General features: G+C 72.7%; 23 protein-coding genes. 10 read left to right on the forward strand and 13 right to left on the reverse strand.

Annotated features, from left to right (window positions below; all coding sequences use genetic code 11):
• Positions 1–6: 6 nt before the first annotated feature.
• From MILUP08_RS04780 to MILUP08_RS04790, 3 genes are read right to left on the reverse strand one after another with little or no spacing between them, the layout of a single operon-like run.
• Positions 7–1,305: a DUF1800 domain-containing protein gene (locus MILUP08_RS04780; RefSeq protein ID WP_007455240.1), complete on the reverse strand. Its 1,299-nt coding sequence runs from the start codon at positions 1,303–1,305 to the stop codon at positions 7–9.
• Positions 1,306–1,364: 59 nt separating this feature from the next.
• A complete protein-coding gene (locus tag MILUP08_RS04785; RefSeq protein WP_007455241.1) occupies positions 1,365–2,156 on the reverse strand; it encodes an enoyl-CoA hydratase-related protein in 792 nt (263 codons plus the stop codon).
• Positions 2,157–2,160: 4 nt separating this feature from the next.
• Complete coding sequence (locus tag MILUP08_RS04790; RefSeq protein ID WP_007455243.1) at positions 2,161–2,979, reverse strand: PaaX family transcriptional regulator; 819 nt, start codon at positions 2,977–2,979, stop codon at positions 2,161–2,163.
• A 190-nt stretch (positions 2,980–3,169) separates the two neighbouring features.
• Between MILUP08_RS04790 and MILUP08_RS34255 the strand changes: the two genes are divergently transcribed.
• Positions 3,170–3,337 carry a DUF3117 domain-containing protein gene (locus MILUP08_RS34255; RefSeq protein ID WP_007455245.1) on the forward strand — a complete coding sequence of 56 codons (168 nt, stop codon included), beginning with the start codon at positions 3,170–3,172 and terminating at the stop codon, positions 3,335–3,337.
• A gap of 149 nt (positions 3,338–3,486) precedes the next feature.
• Complete coding sequence (locus MILUP08_RS04795) at positions 3,487–4,974, forward strand: leucyl aminopeptidase family protein (RefSeq protein WP_039907312.1); 1,488 nt, start codon at positions 3,487–3,489, stop codon at positions 4,972–4,974.
• Positions 4,975–4,977: 3 nt separating this feature from the next.
• On the opposite strand, the gene MILUP08_RS04800 is transcribed toward MILUP08_RS04795, so the two are convergent.
• On the reverse strand, positions 4,978–5,565 hold the full coding sequence (locus tag MILUP08_RS04800) for an O-methyltransferase (protein WP_007455249.1): 588 nt from the start codon (positions 5,563–5,565) through the stop codon (positions 4,978–4,980).
• Between the two features lie 296 nt (positions 5,566–5,861).
• On the opposite strand from MILUP08_RS04800, the gene MILUP08_RS04805 reads away from it, so the two are divergent.
• Together MILUP08_RS04805 and MILUP08_RS04810 are read left to right on the forward strand one after the other, a co-directional pair.
• A complete protein-coding gene (locus MILUP08_RS04805; RefSeq protein ID WP_007455251.1) occupies positions 5,862–7,193 on the forward strand; it encodes a S1C family serine protease in 1,332 nt (443 codons plus the stop codon).
• Positions 7,194–7,269: 76 nt separating this feature from the next.
• Positions 7,270–7,692: a twin-arginine translocase TatA/TatE family subunit gene (locus tag MILUP08_RS04810; RefSeq protein ID WP_007455253.1), complete on the forward strand. Its 423-nt coding sequence runs from the start codon at positions 7,270–7,272 to the stop codon at positions 7,690–7,692.
• Between the two features lie 572 nt (positions 7,693–8,264).
• Here the strand turns inward: MILUP08_RS04810 and MILUP08_RS04815 are convergent.
• The 3 genes from MILUP08_RS04815 to MILUP08_RS04825 form a co-directional block, all read right to left on the reverse strand.
• Complete coding sequence (locus tag MILUP08_RS04815; protein WP_007455256.1) at positions 8,265–9,413, reverse strand: Mrp/NBP35 family ATP-binding protein; 1,149 nt, start codon at positions 9,411–9,413, stop codon at positions 8,265–8,267.
• Positions 9,414–9,501: 88 nt separating this feature from the next.
• Positions 9,502–10,128, reverse strand: a complete 627-nt coding sequence (locus MILUP08_RS04820) for a DUF1003 domain-containing protein (RefSeq protein ID WP_007455258.1) — start codon at positions 10,126–10,128, stop codon at positions 9,502–9,504.
• Positions 10,121–11,407 carry a magnesium transporter MgtE N-terminal domain-containing protein gene (locus MILUP08_RS04825; protein ID WP_007455259.1) on the reverse strand — a complete coding sequence of 429 codons (1,287 nt, stop codon included), beginning with the start codon at positions 11,405–11,407 and terminating at the stop codon, positions 10,121–10,123. The genes MILUP08_RS04820 and MILUP08_RS04825 overlap by 8 nt, the downstream gene beginning before the upstream one ends.
• A gap of 33 nt (positions 11,408–11,440) precedes the next feature.
• On the opposite strand from MILUP08_RS04825, the gene MILUP08_RS04830 reads away from it, so the two are divergent.
• Positions 11,441–12,316, forward strand: a complete 876-nt coding sequence (locus tag MILUP08_RS04830) for a PhzF family phenazine biosynthesis protein (protein WP_007455261.1) — start codon at positions 11,441–11,443, stop codon at positions 12,314–12,316.
• Positions 12,317–12,328: 12 nt separating this feature from the next.
• Positions 12,329–12,859 carry a hypothetical protein gene (locus MILUP08_RS04835; protein ID WP_007455264.1) on the forward strand — a complete coding sequence of 177 codons (531 nt, stop codon included), beginning with the start codon at positions 12,329–12,331 and terminating at the stop codon, positions 12,857–12,859.
• Positions 12,860–12,957: 98 nt separating this feature from the next.
• On the opposite strand, the gene MILUP08_RS04840 is transcribed toward MILUP08_RS04835, so the two are convergent.
• Complete coding sequence (locus MILUP08_RS04840) at positions 12,958–13,704, reverse strand: HAD family hydrolase (protein ID WP_007455266.1); 747 nt, start codon at positions 13,702–13,704, stop codon at positions 12,958–12,960.
• A gap of 96 nt (positions 13,705–13,800) precedes the next feature.
• Here MILUP08_RS04840 and MILUP08_RS04845 point away from each other — a divergent pair, with 96 nt between their 5' ends.
• Complete coding sequence (locus MILUP08_RS04845) at positions 13,801–14,769, forward strand: DMT family transporter (RefSeq protein ID WP_051065669.1); 969 nt, start codon at positions 13,801–13,803, stop codon at positions 14,767–14,769.
• Between the two features lie 6 nt (positions 14,770–14,775).
• Here the strand turns inward: MILUP08_RS04845 and MILUP08_RS04850 are convergent, their stop codons facing one another.
• Both MILUP08_RS04850 and MILUP08_RS04855 read right to left on the reverse strand, forming a co-directional pair.
• Positions 14,776–15,051: a hypothetical protein gene (locus MILUP08_RS04850; RefSeq protein WP_039907318.1), complete on the reverse strand. Its 276-nt coding sequence runs from the start codon at positions 15,049–15,051 to the stop codon at positions 14,776–14,778.
• Positions 15,052–15,061: 10 nt separating this feature from the next.
• Positions 15,062–15,886, reverse strand: coding sequence for an SDR family NAD(P)-dependent oxidoreductase (locus MILUP08_RS04855; RefSeq protein ID WP_039905383.1), 825 nt, complete (start codon positions 15,884–15,886; stop codon positions 15,062–15,064).
• A gap of 125 nt (positions 15,887–16,011) precedes the next feature.
• Between MILUP08_RS04855 and MILUP08_RS04860 the strand changes: the two genes are divergently transcribed.
• The gene (locus tag MILUP08_RS04860; protein ID WP_007455274.1) at positions 16,012–16,968 is read left to right on the forward strand and encodes an HpcH/HpaI aldolase/citrate lyase family protein; all 957 of its coding nucleotides are present in this window, start codon (positions 16,012–16,014) and stop codon (positions 16,966–16,968) included.
• A gap of 76 nt (positions 16,969–17,044) precedes the next feature.
• Here the strand turns inward: MILUP08_RS04860 and MILUP08_RS04865 are convergent, their stop codons facing one another.
• Positions 17,045–17,548: a DUF4190 domain-containing protein gene (locus tag MILUP08_RS04865; RefSeq protein ID WP_007455276.1), complete on the reverse strand. Its 504-nt coding sequence runs from the start codon at positions 17,546–17,548 to the stop codon at positions 17,045–17,047.
• Positions 17,549–17,665: 117 nt separating this feature from the next.
• Here MILUP08_RS04865 and MILUP08_RS04870 point away from each other — a divergent pair, with 117 nt between their 5' ends.
• On the forward strand, positions 17,666–18,571 hold the full coding sequence (locus MILUP08_RS04870) for an SDR family NAD(P)-dependent oxidoreductase (RefSeq protein ID WP_007455277.1): 906 nt from the start codon (positions 17,666–17,668) through the stop codon (positions 18,569–18,571).
• Positions 18,572–18,584: 13 nt separating this feature from the next.
• Here MILUP08_RS04870 and MILUP08_RS04875 read toward each other — a convergent pair whose 3' ends face one another.
• A complete protein-coding gene (locus tag MILUP08_RS04875; RefSeq protein WP_007455278.1) occupies positions 18,585–19,121 on the reverse strand; it encodes a DUF4190 domain-containing protein in 537 nt (178 codons plus the stop codon).
• 176 nt (positions 19,122–19,297) lie between these two features.
• On the opposite strand from MILUP08_RS04875, the gene MILUP08_RS04880 reads away from it, so the two are divergent.
• Positions 19,298–20,494, forward strand: coding sequence for an acyl-CoA dehydrogenase family protein (locus MILUP08_RS04880; protein ID WP_007455279.1), 1,197 nt, complete (start codon positions 19,298–19,300; stop codon positions 20,492–20,494).
• On the opposite strand, the gene MILUP08_RS04885 is transcribed toward MILUP08_RS04880, so the two are convergent.
• Positions 20,475–21,215, reverse strand: a complete 741-nt coding sequence (locus MILUP08_RS04885) for a hypothetical protein (RefSeq protein WP_007455280.1) — start codon at positions 21,213–21,215, stop codon at positions 20,475–20,477. The two genes, MILUP08_RS04880 and MILUP08_RS04885, sit on opposite strands and share 20 nt — an antisense overlap.
• Between the last annotated feature and the right edge of the window lie 17 nt (positions 21,216–21,232).

A 21,232-nucleotide genomic window follows, 5' to 3' on the forward strand; every position in this document is an offset into this window, starting at 1 on the left:
CTCCGCTCAGCTGACGGTGTACTCGGGGCTGACCAGGCCGGCGGCCAGCAGTTTCCGTGGTTCGCCGGCCAGCGGTGTGAGAGCGGCCCGGGTGCGGGCGCCCCAGCCGTCGACGACAAGCAGTCGGGCCAGGGCGTCCGGCCGCCCGGCGGTGGGCGCGGCGGTCAGCCGGGCCAGCACCGCCGGGGTGGCCGCGGCGGCAAGCATTCCGGCCATCCGGAGCCGGGCCTGCAACGACGAGGTGGTCAGCCACGCCGCGCCGGCCGGCCAGCCACCCACGCTGGGCGGCCGCAGCGGCACCTGATCCAGCGCGTTCAGGCCGGACAGCAGTTGTTTGCGCTGCTGCTCCGGCAGGGCCGAGGGCCGGACGCCGAGCTGTCGCAGCGCGCCGACCAGCCACTCCACCGGCTGCTTCACGAGGGTGCCGCGGGTCTGGGCGAAGGCCGGCGACGAGAACAGCGCACGCAGGGTCGCCACGGTGTCCGCGCCGGCCAGCCCGTCCGGGGCCGGGACGTCGGTGCCGGCGTAGCGGAACCAGAGCCGCCCCGCCACGAACGTCGCCGCCGCCGGCTGGGCGGACAGCAGTCCGGCGTACGCCTCGGCGTCGAAGCGGCCGGTCTGCCCCAGGATCGTCTTCTCCCCGGGGTCGTGCCGCTTGGCCTCGAAGCGCGCGACGCCGGTGCGCCGGTCCACCGTCCAGCCGGTCAACGCCCGCGCGCCGGCCTTCACGTCGGCCTCCGTGTACGCGCCGATGCCGAGGGTGAACAGCTCCATCAGCTCGCGCGCCAGGTTCTCGTTCGGCGCCTTGCGGGTGTTCTTCTGCCCGTCCAGCCAGATGATCAGAGCCGGGTCGCGCACCATCGCGGCGACAAGTGGGGCAAGCGGCCCGCGCCCGTGGCGGCGCAGCGTCTCCAACTGGCCCAGCATCACCCGCGCCGACTTCACCTTCTGCGCGCTGGTGGCCCAGTGCCCGTGCCAGAAGAAGAGCAGCTTCTCGGTCAGCCCGTCCTCGGCGGCGACCATCCGGTCCAGCCACCAGAGGGTCACCTGCTGGAGCTGCTCCTTGCGCTGGGCGTTGGCCTTCTGCCGCTGCTCGCGGGTGGACTCCTTGGTCAGCCCGGCGTACGGGTCGGCGGGCAGCGTCGGCGGCGGGGTGGCCGCCGCGCCCCGGTCGGCCCGAGCCGGGGCGAGCAGCTTGTCCAGGGTCGCCGCCGGCCCGGCCCGCTCGGCCGCGTCCACCTCGTCGGCGGTCGGCCCGAAGGTCGCCCGACGCAGCAGATGCGCCACCGCTTCACGATCGCTCATGCGGTCCGACGTTAGGCGGCCCGCGTACGAGGACGGTAAGGGTGGGGTGCGAATCGCGTTCAGTGTCCCTCGAAGACCGGTTTCTGCTTGGCGACGAACGCGAGGGTGGCCGCCCGGTGGTCGGCGGTGGCGCCGCAGATCGCCTGGGCCTGCGCCTCGGCCGAGAGGGCGTCGGCGAGGGTGCCGGCGTCGGCGATCGAGAGCTGCCGCTTGATGGCCCCGTACGCCACGGTGGGGCCGGCGGCGAGCCGGGCCGCGAGCTCCTGCGCGACGGGCAGCACCTGCTCGTCGTCGTCCGTCAGCCGGGTGATCAGCCCCAGCCGGCAGGCCTCCTCGGCGCGGACCGGCTCGGCGAGCATGAGCAGCTCCACGGCCTTGGCGTGGCCGACCAGCCGGGGCAGCGTCCAGGAGGCGCCGGTGTCGGCGGCCAGACCGACCTTGGCGAACGCCATCAGGAAGCTGGTGCTCGGGCCGCCGATCCGGATGTCGGCGAGGAAGGCCAGCGACGCGCCCGCCCCGGCGGCCATCCCACGGACCGCTGCCACCACCGGCTTGGGCAGGTTGGCCAGCCGGGCGGCGATCGGGTTGTAGTGCGCCCGCACGGTGTCCAGCGGCTGGCCGGAGGAGCTGCCCAGGGTGGCCACGTGCTCGCGCAGGTCCTGCCCGGCGCTGAACGCCCCGCCGGCCCCGGCCAGGACTACCGCCCGGCAGGACCGGTCGGTCTCCAACTCGGCGAGCGTGTCCCGCAGCGCCTCCTTGAGCGCCAGGTCGAGCGCGTTCATCGCCTGCGGCCGGTTCAGGGTGAGGGTGACGACGGCGTCGGTCCGGTCGACGAGCAAAGGCTCGGTCACGTGTCTAACGACCCTTCTGTCGAACGATGCGGTTGCCGGCGTCGAGGCACTGCTCGACGTACCGGTCGGCGGCCGGACGCAGGCGGGCCGCGTGCCGGTCGAAGAAGCTGGCGGCGGCCGTGCCGGGCCAGCGCTCGGGGAGCAGCGCCGGGGGCAGCTGTGGGTCCCGGAACAGGAAGGTACGCCACGCGTGCACGAGCCGGAACCGGGCCGCGTACGCCTCCTCGTCGCTGCTGCGCACGGTGACCGCGCCGAGGAGGGGGCGCTGGTCGGCGACGAACCGCTCGTAGGCGCGGCCGATCTCGGCCAGGTCCCAGGCGCGGCGGACGACGCCCATCGCGCCGGGGGTGCCGGAGAAGTGCGAGGCCGTGAACCGCTCGAACCGGATGCCGGCCTCGGCCAGCAACAGGTCGACGTCCTCGGCGGGTCGGGTCGCCACCCAGGTCTGCTCGTCGAGCGTGCCGTAGCCGAGGAAGCTGAGGGTGGCCGCGAGTCGCTGCCGGTCCCGCCGGGAACCCGGAGCGTCGAGGACGAGCAGATCGAACCGACCGTCCCAGGTGACCCGGCCGGTGCGGTAGATCCGGGCCGCCGCCTCGTCCAGTCGGCGGGCGGCTTTCGGTGTGATCGAATATCCCGGTCCGGAGGCCAGCCGGAGCGGGTCGAGCCAGCCTTGACGCACCATCCGGGACACGGCGGTGCGAACGGCGGGCGGCGCGATTCCCAACGGCGCCAGTAGCTTGACCAGGGCGGCGACCGGTGCCCGGCCACCCCTCGGTCGGAGGTGGTCGCCGTACAGGTCGAAGAGTGCCGACCGTGCCTGCATGACCGCACATTGTGACAGGCCTTCTCAAGATAAGCTAGATGCTGTTACATCAATGCTGCTCCGGTTTGGGTCCGGCGGTGTTCATCAGGGAAAATCGTCTGTCGACACCCCCGCGACCGTTGCGGGTGGTCGTGACGAAGTGGCTGTGGGGCAACCCACCGACCCTGGTGTAGGTCTGAGGGGAGACAACATGGCGGCGATGAAGCCGCGGACGGGCGACGGTCCGCTGGAAGTCACCAAGGAGGGTCGGGGCATCGTCATGCGGGTCCCGCTGGAGGGCGGTGGCCGGCTCGTCGTCGAGATGACTCCCGACGAGGCCAACGCGCTCGGTGACGCGTTGAAGGCAGCCGCCGGCTGAGTGAGGAACGACCCGGACGGCGTACGCCGCCCGGAGCGTTTCCTGGACCCTGAGCCACCGGAATCGCCGGTGGCTCAGGGTCTTCATCGGTGTGGGCGGGCGCTTGCCCGGTCCCACTCTGCGACATGTCCTGGAAGGTACGGTTCTGCGTGCTCGCCATTCGTCCGCTCGCCGAGCCAGACCGGCTCGACGTCCTCGTCCTGCCCGTCCGCCCCACCGATCGGGCGGCGGGAGGCGAAGCCGGAGATGACGCCCCGGCGGAGCTGGCGCCCGCCGCTGTGACGCTGCCGGACGGCACCGCCGAGGAGGCTGCCGCGCTGGTGCCGGTCGCCCGACTGAGCGGCCGGGCGGGCGAGATCCGTACCCACCTGCGTCCCGGGCGCAGCCCCGGACGGTTGGTGCTGCTCGGTGTCGGCGACGGCGGAGAGTCCTCCTGGCGGGCTGCCGGCGCCGCCCTGGCCCGCTCGGCGGCAGATGAGACGCACATCACTATCGCGCTGCCGGCCGACGTGACGTCCGACGCGGTCCGTGGGTTGACCGAGGGGCTGCTGCTCGCGTCGTACCGGTTCCGGATGGCCGAGACCGACGATCCGCCCGCGCTCGGCGGCGTCGACCTGCTGCTCGCCGAGACGGAGGCGTACGAGAGCGCCGTGGCCACGGCGCGGACCACCGCCGCGATGACCCGCCTCGCCCGCGATCTGACCAACACCCCCTCCTCGGTGAAGACCCCGCAGTGGTTCGCCGAGCAGGTGGCCTCCGCCGCCGTGGACCTTCCGGACCTGCGCCTCACGGTGCGCCACCCGGCCGAGCTGACCGCGGAGGGCTTCGGTGGGATCCTCGCCGTGGGCGGCGGCTCGGCCAGTGGCCCGCGGCTGGTCGAGATGGACTGGCATCCCGCCAACGCGCGCACCCACGTGGTGCTGATCGGCAAGGGCATCACCTTCGACACCGGCGGCCTCTCGATCAAACCGGTGCCGGCGATGAAGCTGATGCGCAAGGACATGGCCGGCGCGGCGGCGGTCGTCGCCGCCACCCTCGGCGCGGCGGCGCTGCGCCTGCCGGTCCGCGTCACCACCCTCGCCCCGCTCGCCGAGAACATGGTCAGCGGCTCGGCGTTCCGCCCGGGCGACGTGATCCGGCACTACGACGGGACGACAAGCGAGACGACCAACTCCGACGCCGAGGGCCGCCTGGTCCTCGCCGACGCGCTGGCGTACGCGGTGCGGCAGCTCAAGCCCGATCTGCTGATCGACCTGGCGACCCTCACCGGCGCGAACGCCGTGGCACTGGGCAAGCGAACCGCCGCCCTCTACAGCGAGAACGACGAGCTGGCCGCCGACCTGCTGGCCGCGATCGGGGCGGCCGGCGAGGCGGCCTGGCGGATGCCGCTGCACACCGACTACGTCGAGTACCTGGGCAGCGAGATCGCCGACCTCTACAGCGCGCCCGCGCAGGGCGCCGGATCGGTGCTGGCCGCGCTCTACCTGCGCGAGTTCACCGGCGAACTCCGGGACCGCTGGCTGCACCTGGACATGTCCGCCCCGTCCTGGGCGGACGGCGACCAGGCCGAACTCACCCGCGGTGCGACGGGCTGGGGCGTCCGCTCCCTGCTGCGCTGGCTGGCCAGCCTCGACTGACCGTCAGCACTTCACGGCGGCGAGCACCCCGTGCCCGACCGGGAGCAGCGCGGGAATCCAGTGCTCCGACTCCCGGACCGCCTTGATCGTTTCGCGGACCGTCACCGTCTCCGCGTCCCGGGCGGCCGGGTCACCGATCCGACCGTGCGCCAGCATGCCGTTGAGCGCGAGCACGCCGCCCGGGCGCAGCAGCCGCAGCGCCGCTTCCACGCAGGCGTGGAACCCGGTCGCCTCGGCGTCGACGAAGACCAGGTCGTACGCCCCGTCGGCGAGCCGCGGCAGTACGTCCAGCGCGCGACCGGTGATGATCCGGGTGCGGCCGGCGGCGAAGCCGGCCTCGGCGAAGATCCGCCGGGCGATCCGCTGGTGCTCCACCTCAAGGTCGATGGTGGTGAGCACGCCGTCGGCGCGCATGCCACGCAGCAGCCAGACGCCGCTCACGCCCGTGCCGGTGCCGATCTCCACCACCGCGCGGGCGTTCCCGGCCGCGGCCAGCAGCCGCAGGGCCGCCCCCGCTCCGGGAGTGACCGCGTCGAGGCCCACCTCGTGGGCCAGGCTGCGGGCGGTCCGCAGGACGAGATCCTCGGTCACGTACGACTCGGCGAACTGCTGAGCCTGGGTCGTCGAACTGCCGGAACCGGCGACCGTGGCGATGGGGCACCTCCGGGCGGTGCGTGGTGCGGGGGCGGGTTGGCACTGTGAGCGTAGAGGCGACCGGCGGGAGGCGCAGCCGCGCCTCCGTCCCCGCGCGATCGCCGCACCCAACCGCTGACTCCACCGCGCGCATCCGTGCAATCCTGGAAGCGGTATTCCGTCAGCCTCGACCGCGCCGAACCGTGGCCGGGCGACGCCGCGCGGGATCCGGGGACGGACTGGGAGGCACCGACGTGACCGACGGCTGGGATTGGCGCCGGGGCGGTGAGACTCCGGCTCCGGCGAGCCCGCCCGGGGCAGGGGTCCCGCCGGCGGGGCCGCCGACCACGCCGGGGAGTGACACCGCGCCCACGGCTGCGGTCGGCGCCTCGCCCTGGTGGTCCGACGCGCTCGGCGATCCGTGGCGTGACCCGGCGGCGCCCGCCGCGGTGGTGGTGCCCGGGGTGGTGGCGGTCGGCACCGAACCCGAACCGGTCACCGACCCGGACGCGCCGGGCCGACCGACGCTGCGCCATCTGCTGCTCATCCCGGTGATCACCGCACTGCTGGCGGGCACGCTCGGTGGCGCGTTGGGTTACGCCTTCGCGGTGCGCGGCGGCGCCGCGGGCACGGTGCTCGGCGCGCCGGCCGTGGACCCGCCGGCGCTGGCCCAGCGCAAGCCGGAGTCACTGGCCGGAGTCGCCGAACGTGTCCTGCCCAGCGTGGTCACCGTCCGGGTGAGCAGCCTCGGCGGGATCAGCGAGGGCTCCGGCTTCATCGCCAGCGCCGACGGTCACGTGATCACCAACGACCACGTGGTGGCCGGCGGCAGCGGTAAGGCCTCGGTGATCTTCAACGACGGCACGGCCGCTCCGGCCACAGTCGTCGGGCAGGACCCGGAGTCCGACATCGCCGTGATCAAGGTGAACCGCACGGGGCTGCGACCGGTGGAGTTCGGCGACTCCGAAGCGCTGGCCGTCGGCGACCCGGTGCTCGCCGTCGGCTCACCCCTGTCGCTGGCCAACACTGTCACCGCAGGCATCGTGAGCGCCCTGGACCGGACGATGCAGGCCGGTGAGCCGGGCGGCCCGGTGCGCTACTACGCGGCCATCCAGACCGACGCCGCCGTCAACCACGGCAACTCGGGCGGCCCACTCGTCGACGGCGCCGGGCGGGTGGTCGGGGTCAACTCCACCATCAAGTCGCTGGTGGCCGACGGGCAGGAGGCCGGCAACATCGGGCTCGCCTTCGCCATCCCGATCAACCAGGCCAAGCGGGTCACCCAGGACATCATCGGCACCGGCAAGGCCCGGCGTACGGTCATCGGCGCCCAGGTCGGCGGCCCCGGCGCGGGCGCCAACGGCGGCGTACGGCTGGCCGCCGTGGAACCCTCCGGGCCTGCGGCCGGGGCCGGGCTGAAGGTCGGCGACGTGATCCTGAAGCTCAACGGCCGGCCGATGACCGAGCCGACCGACCTGATCGCCCTGGTCCGCAAGTTCGCTCCGGGTTCGGTGGTGACCGTCGAGTTCCGGCGGGGGGCCGCTCGGCAGAACACGTCGGTGACCCTCGCCGCGGATGCCAAGTGAACAGCGCGTCACCCCCTGCCGGAAAGCCGTCCGACGTGCGTAGTCTTGCTGCTGACGCCGAGAGGAGGCCCGCGGGATGTTCGAGAACCTGAACATGTGGGAAGTCGGGGCGCTGCTGCTCCTGGCGCTGTTGATCTTTGGTGACCGGCTGCCTGCCGTGATCAACGACGGCCTGCGGATGGTGCGCAATCTGCGCAACATGGCCCGCAACGCCACCGGCGATCTCAGTCGCGAGCTGGGCACCGACATCCAGCTCGAGGATCTGCACCCGAAGGCCTTCATCCGCAAGCACCTCCTCAGCGAGGAGGACGAGGCGGCGATCCGCAAGCCGATGCAGGGCGTCTACGACAACCTGCGCGCGGACGTCAGCGGCGTGCACAACGAGCTGAAGGACGTGGCAAACGCCGTGGACCCGCGCTCGAACGGCTCCCGGCCCGGCACGGCCACCGGCTCAGCGCCGGCGCCGGCTCCCCGGGCCAGCTACGACGACGCCACCTGACCGACCCGCGCGTCCTGGCCCGCCCCGGCTTGCTGTCCGCGCGGCCCGGCCTTGTTCCGCGCGGCCCCGGCCTTGTGTCCGCGCGGCCCGGCCTTGTGTGCGCGCGGCCTGGACTCACGCCCGCGCCGCCTTGGGCTCGCGCCGGCGCGGCCTAGGCTTGTCCTGGCCTGGCGTTATGCCTTGATCAACTCGGGTTCCAGGAAATCGGCCTTTCAACCTTCGCGGGATGCCCCGACTTCCAGAAACCCGAGTTGACCATGCCGTGCCCGGCGCTTCGGGCCGTGCCGTGTCTGGCGTCGTGGCGTGCCCGGCGCTCCGGGCCGTGCCGGCCGTGCCGGCTGTGCCGGGCTGTGCCGGCTGTGCCGGGCTGTGCCGGCGGTGCCGGGCTGTGCCGGCTGTGCCGGGCTGTGCCGGCTGTGCCGGGCTGTGCCGGCTGTGCCGGGCTGTGCCGGCTGTGCCGGGCTGTGCCGGGCCGTGCCGGCTGTGCCGTGCTGCGGCGGCCTGGCCGCCTACCGGTACGACTCAGCCCGCCGGCCAACAGCGGCCGACGGGCTGGTGGTGCTTACGGGAATTCAGCGCCCGGCGGGCTTGAGGCCGAGCGGCTTGCCGAGCAGCGACTCACGGCGCAGCGCGAGCCGGTCGGCGATGGTGCCGAGCGCCTGCGCGGCCGGGGACTCCGGCTCGGCCAGCACGATCGGGTTGCCGGCGTCGCCGGCCTCGCGGACCCGCGTGTCCAGCGGGATCTGACCGAGCAGCGGCACCTGCGCGCCGATGGTCCGGCTCAGCGACTCGGCGACGGCGGTGCCGCCCCCGGCGCCGAAGATCTCCATCCGGGAGCCGTCCGGCAGCTCCAGCCAGGACATGTTCTCGATGACGCCGACCACCCGCTGGTGGGTCTGCAGGGCGATCGCCCCGGCTCGCTCCGCCACCTCGGCGGCGGCGGTCTGCGGGGTGGTGACGATCAGGATCTCCGAGTTGGGCAGGAGCTGGGCCAGTGAGATGGCCACGTCGCCGGTGCCCGGGGGCAGGTCGAGCAGGAGCACGTCCAGGTCGCCCCAGTAGACGTCGGCCAGGAACTGCTGCAATGCCCGGTGCAGCATCGGGCCGCGCCACACCACTGCCGCGTTGCCCGAGGTGAACATGCCGATCGAGATCACCTTCACGCCGTGCGACTGCGGCGGCATGATCATGTCTTCGACGCGGGTCGGTCGGGCCTCCGTGCCGAGCATCCGCGGCACCGAGTGGCCGTAGATGTCCGCGTCGACCACGCCCACGGAGAGCCCACGGGCGGCGAGCGCCGCCGCCAGGTTGACCGTCACGCTGGACTTGCCGACACCGCCCTTGCCGCTGGCCACCGCGTACACCCGGGTGCGCGAGCCGGGCTGGGCGAACGGGATGACCGGCTCCTCGCTGGCGCCACCGCCGCGCAGCTGCGACTGCAACGACTGCCGCTGCTCGGGGCTCATCACACCGAAGTCGATCTCCACGCCGGTCACGCCGGGCACGGCCGCGACGGCGACGGTGATGTCCGTACGCAGCTTGTCCTTGAGCGGGCAGCCGGCGACGGTGAGCAGCAGCTCGACCCGTACGACGCCGTCGGCGCCGATCGTGGCGGAGCGGACCATGCCCAGTTCGGTGATGGGCCGGCGGATCTCCGGGTCGTTGACGGTGGCCAGGGCGGCCTGGATCGCGTCCTCGACGGTGCTCACGGGTGCTGACATGCCCGCAATGCTACGTCGCGGGGCATCCGCTTCGGCCGCTGGCCGGGAGTGGTGTGAGCCAAACGATGAGCGGAATCCGACCCGTTGATCAGCGGTCGGGCCGGGCGTCGCGGGCGAAGTCCCCGTCCAGGTCGTCGCGCGGCTCGTCCAGGCCCAGGCCGTCGGTCGCCCGCTGCGCCCGCCGCTCCTGCTGGCCGTCCTTCTCCTGCTGCCGGCGCTCCAGGCGTTGCCGGCGCTGCCCCGCCTCGTCCAGCTCCTCGGCCAGCCGGGTCAGCTCGGAACGGAGGAAGTCACGGGTGGCCACCTCGCCGAGCGCGATCCGCAGCGCGGCGATCTCCCGTGCCAGGTACTCGGTGTCCGCCTTCTGGGCGGTGGCCCGCCGCCGGTCCTCCTCCAGCGCCAACCGGTCCCGGTCGGCCTGCCGGTTCTGGGCCAGCAGGATCAGCGGCGCGGCGTAGCTGGCCTGCAACGACAACACCAGAGTGAGAAACGTGAAGGTGTACGGGTCGAAGCGCAGCTCGGCCGGGGCGAGAGTGTTCCAGCCGAACCAGATCGCGATCACCACAGTCATGACGACGATGAAGTTCGCGGTGCCCATGCCCCGGGCGATGCCCTCCGACCAGCGACCGAAAGCCTCCGCGTCGAACCGGGGGAGCTTGATGCCCCGGGGCTCGCGGGGTTGGTCGAGCCGCTCCGTACGCCGCTGCTCAGCCACCGTCGCCGTCCAGCACCGCGTCGGAGGCCCCCGGGGCGCCCAGGGCGTCCCGGTCGCGCCAGTCCCGGGGCAGGGAGTGGTCCAGCACGTCGTCGACAGTCACGGCGCCGACCAGCCGGTTGCTCCGGTCGATCACCGGCATGGCGACCAGGTCGTAGGTGGCCATGCGGCGGGTGATCTCCGGCAGCGGGGTGGTGGGACGCAGCGGGTCGATGTCGTTGACCACCACCTTGCCCAGCAGGTCGGCCGGCGGTTCCCGCAGCAACGCCTGGAAGTGCACCATGCCCAGGTAGCGGCCGGTCGGGGTGTTCTGCGGCGCCCGGGTCACGAAGACCTGCGCGGCGATGGCGGGGGAGAGCTGCGGCTCCCGGATCCGGGCCAGCGCCTCGGCGACTGTGGCGTCCGGCGGCAGGATGACCGGCTCCGAGGTCATCACGCTGCCCGCCGTGCCGGGGGTGTACTTCAGCAACTGTCGTACCGGGTCGGCCTCGTCCGGCTCCATCAGGTCCAGCAGCACGTCCTGCTCCGGCGGGGGCAGCTCGTTGAGCAGGTCCGCCGCGTCGTCCGGGTCCATCTCCTCCAGCACGTCCGCGGCCCGTTCCCGGTCCAGCGCGGCGAGGATCTCCACCTGGTCGTGCTCCGGCAGCTCGCTGAGCACGTCGGCGAGCCGCTCGTCGTTCAACGCCGCCGCGACCTCGTTGCGCCGTGTGTCGGGCAGGTCCTGCAGGGCGTTGGCCAGGTCGGCCGGGCGCATGTCCTCCAGGACGGCGAGCAGGTTCGCCGTACCCCGGTTGTCGGCGATGCCGCTGAGCCCGCGCACCCGGTCCCACTCGACCTGGTGCAGGTGGCCGCGGCGGCTGAGCCGGCCGGTCTGCTCGCGGACCGCGACCCGGCTGAGTGACCACTCACCGCCGCGCGTGCACTCCATCGCGACGTCCACCACCGCTCCGGGCTGGCCGCCCGGTTCGAGCTGTACGCGCCGGTCCAGCAGTTCCTGAAGCACCAGCAGCTCGTTCGGGCGCTTCTCGAAGCGGCGCAGGTTGAGGGTGCCGGAGCCGAGGACCACCGCGTCCGCGTCGATCGAGGTGATCCGGTTGATGGACAGGAAGATCCGTCGGCGCATCGGCATCTCGGCGACCAGACCCACCACCTCGGGGGGCCGCTTGGTCGCCCGCAGCCGTGCCACGGCGTCACGGACCCGTCCCACCTGGTCACCGTTCGGATCGAAGACGGCGACTCCGGCGAGACGGGCGATGTAGACCCGGGTCGGCGTGCTCACGGGCACCAGCCTAAGCGCCTAGTGTTTATCAACATGTCGACCTTGGCCTACGAGATCGTGGACGTCTTCACCGACCGCCCGTTCGCCGGCAACCCGCTGGCCGTGGTGTTCGGCGCTGAGGCGCTGGCCACGGAGCAGATGCAGGCGCTGGCGCTGGAGTTCAACCTCTCCGAGACGGTGTTCGTGCTGCCACCCACGCAGGTGGGAGCCACCTACCGGGCCCGCATCTTCACACCGGCCGAGGAGCTGCCGTTCGCCGGGCACCCGAGTGTCGGCGCGGCGGTCGTCGCGAGTCGACGCGGAATGTTCGGTGTGGGGCAGGTCACCCAGGAGTGCGGCGCCGGTGTGCTGCCGATCGAGGTGACCGCGTCCGGGGCGACGCTCACCGGAGGCAGCCCCACCCTCGGCCCCGAGCTGGACCCGGAGCCGTTGCTGGAGATCGCCGGGCTGGTCGCGGACGACCATGACCGTGCCGGGCCCGCCCCCCGGGTGGCCGGCTGCGGGCTGGAGTTCCCCTACCTGCCGGTCCGTCCGGATGCGGTGGCCCGGGCTCGGGTGAACCCGGCAGCAGCGGAACGGTACGGGGTGGCGCACGTCAGCGTCTTCTCCTGGGACGCCGGCACGCAAACCGCGCACGCCCGGGTCTTCGTGCCGGGGATCGGCGTTCCGGAGGACCCGGCGACCGGTTCGGCGGCGCTCGGGCTCGGGGTCTGGCTGGTGGCGACCGGTCTGCTTCCGGGCGAGGGCCTGGCGCACTACGCGGTACGCCAGGGCATCGAGATGAACCGCCCGTCCGCGCTGGCCTGCACGGTGACCGCGGCGAACGGTGTGGCCGTCGGCGCGACGGTCGCCGGCCAGGTGATGCCGGTGGCCCGGGGCGAGATCGCCGTGCCGCCGTTCGTGGGCTGAGTGACGGCGCCGATGCGGGAGAATGCCCGTGTGACGGACGAGAATGCCTCCGGTGGCACGCCGCTGGTCGACGAGGCGATGAAGAAGGCCGCGGTGGCCTGGGTCAGCGTGTCCGGTGGGCCGGCGCTCGCGCTCTGGTGCGCTCCGCTGGAGGGCGCGCTCCTCGTGGTGAGCGGGCCGGGCGAGCAGGCCGCGCCGGGGCTTGCCGACGCGACCGAGGCGCAGGTCACCCTGCGCGGCGACCACGGAGGACGGATCGTCACCTGGCCGGCCCGGGTGACCCGGCTGGCACCCGGCACCGACGCGTGGGACACCGCCGCGCCGCTGGTGGCGGCCAAGCGCCTGAACGCTCCCGGCCCGACCGCCGACCTGGTGGCCCGCTGGGCGGCCGAGGGTTGCGCGGTGAACCGACTCGCCCCGGCCGGCGAGCCGCTGACCGGCGCCGGCCTGCCGTCCGACGCGCAGACCGAGGAGCCTCGGGAGACTCCGGCGGTTCGCGCCACCCGCAAGCCGTTCCGCCTGCACCGCGTCCGCCGCCGCTGACCACGGGCCGCTGGCCCGGCCCTGCGGGCCGCTGACCCGTGCGGCCGGCCGACCCGTGCGGCCCGCCGGCAGGCTGGTCCGTTCGGTCGGCGTCGTGGTCAGGCCGCCGGGCCGCCGACGCCTGAGCCGACGCCGAAGGTGCCCACGCCGGCTGTCTCGGCGGCGGTGCCCACGAGGTCGAGCACCTCGCGCAGGGCGCCGAGCGTGCGGCCGCGCCATTCCCGGTCCGCGTTGAACACCATGTGCTCGGCCAGGTCGGGCGCGGCCAGCCGGACGGCGGTCATCCCGGCCCGTTCGGCGCCGGTCAGCTCCTGACTGCCGCCGTCGCCGACGTACAGGCACTCGTCCGGCGCGAGCCCGAGCCGACGGCACGCGGTCAGGTAGAGCGCCGCGTCCGGCTTGCAGCGTCCGACCTGCACGGAGAAGACCCGCACGTCGAGCAGGGGTGCGATCGCGAGCTGCGGCAGGAAGGCCGGCAGTTCGTGCGTACAGTCGCTGACCACGCCGGTGCGCAGGCCGCGCTGGCGCAGCGCGGCCAGCACGGGCACCGCGTCGGCCCGTAGCCGGGTGTCCGCGCGGATCGCCCGGTGCCGGGACGCCACCGCCGCCCGCAGGGCACGGTCACTGGGGTGTACGCCGGCCTGGGCGCACACCCACCGCAGGGTCGCCTCCGCGTTGCCGAGCAGCCCGCTGGCCCGCTCGTAGTAGGTGCGATTCAGCACCTCGGTCAGTGTCTCGGTGGGGCAGCCGAGCAACTCCGCGGTGCCGAGGTGCGCGGCACCACGCTGGACCGAACGGGTAAGCGTGCCGAAGAAGTCGAACAGCACCGCCTGGTAGTCGGGCATCGGGGAGCGCCTCCGGGCGGTAGAGGGTCGTCGGCGCGAACGCGCGTGATCGTAACGGAGCGCTGACGGTCCGTGCTGCCCGTGATCGTGTGACCATTGCTTCCCGTGCCCCCTGGATCTCCCCGCCCGCCGCTGGACCCGCTGACCACCGGCGCCGTCGGCCTGGCCGTCGTCGCCGTGTCGTCGTCCGCGCCGCTGATCGCGTACGCCGCCGCTCCCGCCCTGGCCATCGCCTTCTGGCGCAACCTGCTCGCGGTGGCCGTGTTGAGCCCGTTCTCGCTGGCCCGGCGGCGCGCGGAGTTCCGCAGGCTGGCCGTCGGCGCGGGCCGGCGGGAGGGTCTGTTCTGCGTCCTCTCCGGGGTCGCGTTGGCCGGGCACTTCGCGACCTGGGTCCCGAGCGCCAAGCTCACGTCCGTCGCCGCTGCCACCGCGCTTGTCGCCACCCAGCCGGTCTGGCAGGGGCTGATCGCGCGTGCCCAGGGCCGTCGGCTGCCGCCGGTGGTGTGGATCGGCATCGCCGTGGCCGTCGGCGGAGCGGTGATCGCCACCGGCGCGGACGCGGGCATCTCCGGCCGGGCCGTCGTCGGCGACCTGCTGGCGGTGACCGGGGGAATGTTCGCGGCCGTCTACACCGCCTTCGGCGAACGGGCCCGGGCCAGCATCAGCACCACCACCTACACGACCATCTGCTACGGCATCTGCGCGCTGATCCTGCTGGTGATCTGTCTGGTCGGTGGGGTCCGGATGACCGGCTTCGACGGGCGGACGTGGCTGGCGATCCTGGCCCTGGTGGCCGGCGCCCAACTGCTCGGGCACTCGATGTTCAACTACGCCCTGCAGAAGATCCCCGCCACCACGGTGAGCGTGCTGATCCTGCTGGAGGCCCCCGGCGCGGCCCTGCTCGGCTGGGCCTGGCTGGGTCAGCTGCCCCGCCCGTACGCGCTGCTGGGCATGGCGTTGCTGCTGGTCGGGGTCGTGGTGGTGGTGTTGGGCGGCGCCCGCGCCGGCCGCCGTACGACGCCGCCAACCGCTCTGCCAGCCGACCCCGCCCCACTGGAGGGCTGAGGGCTCTCAGACCTCGTGGACCTCGATCACCCGGGTGTTCGGAGCTGCCGTGCCCAGGGCGGCACGCAGGTCGGTCCGCTCCGGGTCGACGAGGAACGACTCGTAGCCGGCCCGGTCGTCGAAGGTGATCACGTGGACCTCGGTCCGCCCGTCGGTGCCGCGCAGCCGTCGTTCCAGCCGGCCACCGTGCCGGTCGAGCAGCGCCAGAACGGTGTCCTCGTAGCGCTGACCGGCGGCCTCGGCCCCGGCCGGATACTCGACGATCGCGACAAGCGTCAGCATGACGGCCACGCTACCCAGCGATGCCGACGGCCGTGGCGCTGGCTTCCCAGAGCCGGGCCGCGAGCCGCGGGTCGGCCGCCTTGCGGTACGGCCGGCGTGGCCGGCGGTTGTAGTGGTACGCCCCGTTGACGAGCCGGGCCGGATCCTGGTTGGCCAGCCAGACCAGCGTCTCGGCGCCCTTCTCCGGGCTGCGGAACGGCAGGAACCGCATGCCGAACGCGACCATCGGGCTGTCGTTGGCGAACCTCGTACGCACCACCCCCGGGTGGAAGCTGTGCGTGGGAATGTGCGGCCAGCGGCGGGCCGCCTCGGCGGCGAACAGGATGTTTGCCTGTTTGCTGGTGCCGTACGCGCCCATTGGCCGGTAACCGCGCAGCGGCTTGTTGAGGTCGTCCGGGTCGAGCGCGCCGAAGCGGTGCGCACCCGAGGCGGTCACCACGATCCGGCCGACCCGGTCGGCGAGCAGATTGGTCAGCAGGAAGGGGGCTAGGTGGTTGGCCTGGATCGACAGCTCGAAACCGTCGACGGTGGTGAGCGGTTGGAGCGCGATGGCCCCGGCGTTGTTGGCAAGCACGTCGATCCGGTCGTACGCGTCGCGCAGCCGCTCGGCGAGCCCGCGTACGTCGTCGAGGACCGCGAAGTCGGCCCGGAACAACTCGGGACGCGCGCCCGAGGTCTCCCGTACCCGTTCCGCCGCGGCCTGCAGGCGGGCCGGGTCCCGTCCGACAAGCACCACCTGGTCTCCGCGGCACGCGAAGTTCACCGCGGCGGCCAGTCCGATGCCGGAGCTGGCCCCGGTCACCACCACGAGTCGACGCCCAGTGAGATCTTCCACAGGTCCATTCACCCCGGTCATGGCGCGAGGTTACCGTGACGTCACCACGTCCTTTGGGATCGTTAAGTTTTCCTCGGAGTCAGCTGGCGTCGGCGTGCCCGCCGGACGCTGGAAGGAGCGCATTCATGGCCGCAGTCGGTCGCCCCCGCCGGTCCTGCCTCGCCGTGCCGGGTTCGAGCGTCAAGATGCTCGGCAAGGCGCAGGGTCTCCCCGCCGACCAGGTCTTCCTCGATCTGGAGGACGCCGTCGCGCCGCTGGCCAAGCCGGATGCCCGCAAGAACATCGTGGCCGCTCTCAACGACGGTGACTGGGCCGGCAAGACCCGGGTGGTCCGGGTCAACGACCTGACGACCCCGTGGACCTACCGGGACGTCATCGAGGTGGTCGAGGGCGCCGGCGCGAACCTCGACTGCATCATGCTGCCGAAGGTGCAGAACGCCGCCCAGGTGCAGTGGCTGGACCTGACGCTCACCCAGATCGAGAAGACGATAGGCCTCGAGGTCGGTCGGATCGGCATCGAGGCGCAGATCGAGAACGCGGCGGGTCTGGTCAACGTGGACGCCATCGCGGCCGCCTCGCCGCGCGTGGAGACCATCATCTTCGGCCCGGCCGACTTCATGGCGTCGATCAACATGAGGTCGCTGGTGGTCGGCGGCCTGATCCCGGACTACCCGGGCGACCCGTACCACTACATCCTGATGCGCATCCTGATGGCCGCGCGGATGCACGACAAGCAGGCCATCGACGGCCCGTTCCTGCAGATCCGCGACGTCGACGCGTTCCGCGAGGTGGCCAAGCGCTCGGCGGCGCTGGGCTTCGACGGCAAGTGGGTGCTGCACCCGGGCCAGATCGACGCCGCCAACGAGGTCTACCAGCCCGCCCAGGCCGACTACGACCACGCCGAGTTGATCCTCGACGCGTACGAGCACTACACCTCGGAGGCCGGCGGCAGGCTCGGCGCGGTGATGCTCGGCGACGAGATGATCGACGAAGCGTCCCGCAAGATGGCACTGGTGATCGCCGCCAAGGGCCGCGCCGCCGGGATGAGCCGTACCTCGTCGTTCACCCCGCCGGCCGAGTGACGGGTCGGGCCGGGGCGGCCGCCGCCGGCTGCCGACCCGGCCCACCAGCAGGCGGTACGCGGACCCGCCGGCCGGGTCAGTAGCTGCTGCTGCTGCTGCTGTCGTTGCCGGTCGTGACCGCGAAGACGATCGCGACGACGTAGAACGCGATCAGCAGCACCATCAGCGCGGTGACGATCCAGCCGACGATGATGCCGGCCTTCGCCATCCCCTCGCCGCCCTCGCCACTGGCCCGGATCTGCTTCCGCGCCACGTGACCGAGGATCGCCCCGATCGGCCCGGTGATGCCGCAGGTGGTCAGGCCGGCCAGGGCCAGCACGAGCGCCGCGATGGCCAGCCCGTTGGTCTTCGGCGGTGGCGGGTAGCCGTAACCGGGTTGCGGCGGGTAGCCGGGCGGCGCGTACGCCCCCGGCGGCACCTGCCCACCGGCGTACGGGTCGACAGGCCCGTACGGGTTTCCGGGGCCAGGTTGGGTCGGGACCGGCTGGCCGGCCACCAGGGTCGGGTCCGGCGGTGCGCTCGACGGCTGAGCCGACCAGGTGGGGTCGGTCCAACCGCCGGGGGGTGGGGGATTGGTCATGCGAACTCTCCGTCGGCTCGGGTGCGCCGTCAGAGTAGCCAGGGGTACCCAAACCCGATGGCCCCGCTCCCGGGTGCCGCGTTGCTCGGGCCGGTCGTAACGGGCAGGATCCCTGTCATGGCAATAGACGCGCGCGCCGCGGACCGTTCCGGCAGTCGACCGCGACGGGACGTGAGCCGCCCGGGTGCGGGCCGCCGCGGTCGGGCCGCCGCGCCGGCCGGCGCGCCCGGCCCCGACGAGCCGGTCGCACTCGATGACCCGGTGACCATGCGGCTCGACGGTCGGGTCGCCCTGGTGACCGGGGCCGGCAGCCCGGACGGCATCGGGTACGCCACCGCCCGGCGACTCGCCGACCTGGGGGCGCGGGTGGCCATCGTCAGCACCACCCGGCGCATCCACGAGCGCGCCGGTGAGCTGGGAGCGACCGGGTTCGTCGCGGACCTGACCGACGAGTCCGAGGTCGGCGCGCTTGCCGACGCCGTCGCCGAGCAGTTGGGTGACGTCGAGGTGCTTGTCAACAACGCCGGACTGGCGAGCCGGGCCAGCCAGGGGGTGCTGCGTCCCGTCGCCCAGTTGACCTACGACGAGTGGCGCGGCGAGATCGACCGCAACCTGTCCACCGCGTTCCTGTGCAGTCGCGCGTTCATCGGCGGGATGGCCGAGCGGGGCTGGGGGCGGATCGTCAACCTCGCGGCCACCGCCGGGCCGGTCAACGCCCTGCCCACCGAGGCCGCGTACGCCGCCGCGAAGGCCGGTGTCGTCGGGCTGACCCGTGCGCTGGCCATGGAGATGATCGCCGACGGGGTGACAGTGAACGCGGTCGCGCCGGGCACCATCTACACGGCGGCGTCCACGATGGCCGAGATCAAGCAGGGTCTGGGCACGCCTGTCGGTCGACCGGGCACCCCGGACGAGGTCGCCGCGGCCATCAGCTTCCTCTGCTCGCCTGCCGCCTCGTACATCACCGGTCAGATGCTTGTGGTGGACGGCGGCAACAGCGTCCGGGAGGCGCGCTTCCGCTGATCGGCCCGGCGGTTCAGTAGCCGCCGCTGTCGCCGTTGTTGCTGAAGATGACGAGCGCCAGCCAGCCGCAGCAGGCCAGCAGGGTCAGCGCGGTGAAGGCGTAGCCGAGGATCAGCCCCCAGGTGGCGAGCTGGTCGCCGTCCTCGCCGCTGGTGCGGATCTGTCGCTTGGCCAGGTGACCGAGGACGGCGCCGGCCGGGGGGAACACGAAGGCGAACACCAGCGACAGGATCGCCAGCACGTTTGTGCCCCGACCGGGTCCGGAGGGCGGCGGGCCGTACTGGCCGTAGGGGCCCTGCGGCGGGTACGGCGGCTGCTGCCCCCAGTGCGCCGGCTGGTGCGGGTTCTGCTGCTGGTACGGCGACGGTTCGTCCGCGGGAGGCCCGTACGGCGAGCGTTCCGGTGGCCCGAACGACGACTGGTCCGGTGGCGGCGGGTACGGCGTCTGGCCGGCCGGCGGCGGCGCGTACGGCGACTGGTCCGGGGGTGGCTCGTAGGGTGACGGCGGCGGCTCGTCCCCCGGGGGGCCCGACGGTGGCGGGTAGCTCACGGCTGTCCTCCTCCTGCCGGTGCCGGAAAGGTCCTTCTTGCCGGACGGTACCCGCAGCGGTGAACCTTTTCACAGCTGTTGTGTGGACTGGTCACCTTGGCCTCACCGACCGGGAGGCCGATACTGACCGAGCGTTCAGTTACCCATGAGTAGTGCGCTGATCCCCGGAGGCTGAGATGGCCCGACTCGCCCAGACGCCCGGCCTGACCGATGTGCAGCGATCGATCCTGGAGACCGTCCGGGAGTTCGCCGACAAGGAGATCATCCCGCACGCCCAGCGGCTGGAGCACGCCGACGAGTACCCCACCGACATCCTCGACGGGATGCGCGAGATGGGCCTGTTCGGCCTCACCATCGACGAGGAGTACGGCGGGCTCGGCGAGTCGCTGCTCACGTACGCCCTCGTGGTGGAACAGCTGTCCCGGGGCTGGATGTCGATCTCCGGCATCGTCAACACCCACTTCATCGTGGCGTACCTGATCTCCCAGCACGGCTCCGCCGAGCAGAAGACCCGCCTGCTGCCGAAGATGGCCACCGGCGAGGTGCGCGGCGCGTTCTCCATGTCCGAGCCCGAGACCGGCTCCGACGTCTCGGCGATCACGTCCCGGGCCGTCCGCGACGGCGACAACTACGTGCTCAACGGGCAGAAGATGTGGCTCACCAACGGGGCGTACTCCTCGGTGGTGGCCACCCTGGTCAAGACCGACACCGGCGCCGAGTCGGTGTACGGCAACATGAGCACCTTCCTGCTGGAGAAGGAGCCGGGCTTCGGCGAGACCGCCCCCGGCCTCACCATCCCCGGCAAGATCGAAAAAATGGGTTACAAGGGCGTCGAGACCACCGAGATGGTGCTCGACGGCGTGACCGTTCCCGACTCGGCCATCCTCGGCGGTGCCGACAAGGTGGGCCGCGGCTTCTACCAGATGATGGACGGCATCGAGGTGGGCCGCGTCAACGTGGCCGCCCGCGCCTGCGGCATCTCGCTCCGCGCCTTCGAGTTGGCCGTCGCGTACGCCCAGCAGCGCAAGACCTTCGGCCAGCCGCTCGCCAAGCACCAGGCCATCGCCTTCAAGCTCGCCGAGATGGGCACGAAGATCGAGGCCGCGCACGCCCTCATGGTCAACGCCGCACGCCTCAAGGACGCCGGCCAGCGCAACGACGTCGAGGCCGGAATGGCCAAGCTGCTCGCCTCGGAATACTGCGCCGAGGTCGTCCAGGAGGCGTTCCGGATCCACGGCGGCTACGGCTACTCCAAGGAGTACGAGATCGAGCGGCTGATGCGCGAGGCCCCGTTCCTGCTCATCGGGGAGGGCACCTCGGAGATCCAGAAGACCATCATCTCCCGCGGCCTGCTCAAGGAGTACAAGCTCTGAGCGACCCCTGTCGTGGCTCGGCGGCCAGGTCCTGCGGTCGGAACCGGTAGTCGTCCAGGGCGGCGATCAGACGATCCTCCGGCACCGCCGTGTCCCGGCCGCCGACCACCGGCGCCGGCCGCAGCGACTGCCAGACCGCCGGCCGCAGCCGTACCCCGTTCAACCGGCCGTCGCGCCGGTGCGGGCTGACCCGGTCGATGTTCGTCCAGTCCAGAGCTGTGCGGCCGTGTCGGATCGCGCTGGCGGTCAGCGCCAGCCGGCCGGTGAACCGTACCTCCTCATAGACCGTCCGACCGGCCCAGACCGCGAACCCGACGGCGAGCACCGGCCGGACCATGTCGACCCAGCGGTCGTGCGGGGGCAGGCTGGCGAGCAGGCACCCACCGATCACAATCAACTGGATCGCCCCCGCCACCAGGTCGACCCACCCGGCGAGCGACCGACGTGCCACCAGACCCGGTTCGATCGTGTCCAGGCCGGCGACACGCTCCCGCCAGCGCAGGTGGCCGTCCCGCCGTGGCCACCACCGCCCGGTCAGGTGCCGGGCGCCGATGGTCAGCCAGATCGTCAGGCTCACGATGGCGGGGCTGATCGGAGGCACCAGCAGCAGCCCACCGGCGACCCCCGCCGTCACCGTCGTCGCGGTCGCCAGAGCCGAGACCCGGCGTAGCCAGAGTCCGTCTCGCAGCGAAGGCACGCGACCGAGCCGCAGGAGGACCATGCCGCGAGGGTACGACC

The organism is Micromonospora lupini str. Lupac 08 (assembly GCF_000297395.2).
In the GTDB taxonomy this organism is placed as follows: Bacteria; Actinomycetota; Actinomycetes; order Mycobacteriales; family Micromonosporaceae; genus Micromonospora; species Micromonospora lupini.

Excerpts from the sequence above, each read along its gene's own strand:
- MILUP08_RS04780 (WP_007455240.1), bottom strand. The coding sequence starts at position 1,305 with ATGAGCGATCGTGAAGCGGTGGCGCATCTGCTGCGTCGGGCGACCTTC.
- MILUP08_RS04790 (WP_007455243.1), bottom strand. The coding sequence starts at position 2,979 with ATGCAGGCACGGTCGGCACTCTTCGACCTGTACGGCGACCACCTCCGA.
- MILUP08_RS34255 (WP_007455245.1), top strand. The coding sequence starts at position 3,170 with ATGGCGGCGATGAAGCCGCGGACGGGCGACGGTCCGCTGGAAGTCACC.
- MILUP08_RS04810 (WP_007455253.1), top strand. The coding sequence starts at position 7,270 with ATGTTCGAGAACCTGAACATGTGGGAAGTCGGGGCGCTGCTGCTCCTG.
- MILUP08_RS04815 (WP_007455256.1), bottom strand. The coding sequence starts at position 9,413 with ATGTCAGCACCCGTGAGCACCGTCGAGGACGCGATCCAGGCCGCCCTG.
- MILUP08_RS04830 (WP_007455261.1), top strand. The coding sequence starts at position 11,441 with ATGTCGACCTTGGCCTACGAGATCGTGGACGTCTTCACCGACCGCCCG.
- MILUP08_RS04835 (WP_007455264.1), top strand. The coding sequence starts at position 12,329 with ATGCGGGAGAATGCCCGTGTGACGGACGAGAATGCCTCCGGTGGCACG.
- MILUP08_RS04840 (WP_007455266.1), bottom strand. The coding sequence starts at position 13,704 with ATGCCCGACTACCAGGCGGTGCTGTTCGACTTCTTCGGCACGCTTACC.
- MILUP08_RS04850 (WP_039907318.1), bottom strand. The coding sequence starts at position 15,051 with ATGCTGACGCTTGTCGCGATCGTCGAGTATCCGGCCGGGGCCGAGGCC.
- MILUP08_RS04860 (WP_007455274.1), top strand. The coding sequence starts at position 16,012 with ATGGCCGCAGTCGGTCGCCCCCGCCGGTCCTGCCTCGCCGTGCCGGGT.
- MILUP08_RS04865 (WP_007455276.1), bottom strand. The coding sequence starts at position 17,548 with ATGACCAATCCCCCACCCCCCGGCGGTTGGACCGACCCCACCTGGTCG.
- MILUP08_RS04870 (WP_007455277.1), top strand. The coding sequence starts at position 17,666 with ATGGCAATAGACGCGCGCGCCGCGGACCGTTCCGGCAGTCGACCGCGA.
- MILUP08_RS04880 (WP_007455279.1), top strand. The coding sequence starts at position 19,298 with ATGGCCCGACTCGCCCAGACGCCCGGCCTGACCGATGTGCAGCGATCG.
- MILUP08_RS04885 (WP_007455280.1), bottom strand. The coding sequence starts at position 21,215 with ATGGTCCTCCTGCGGCTCGGTCGCGTGCCTTCGCTGCGAGACGGACTC.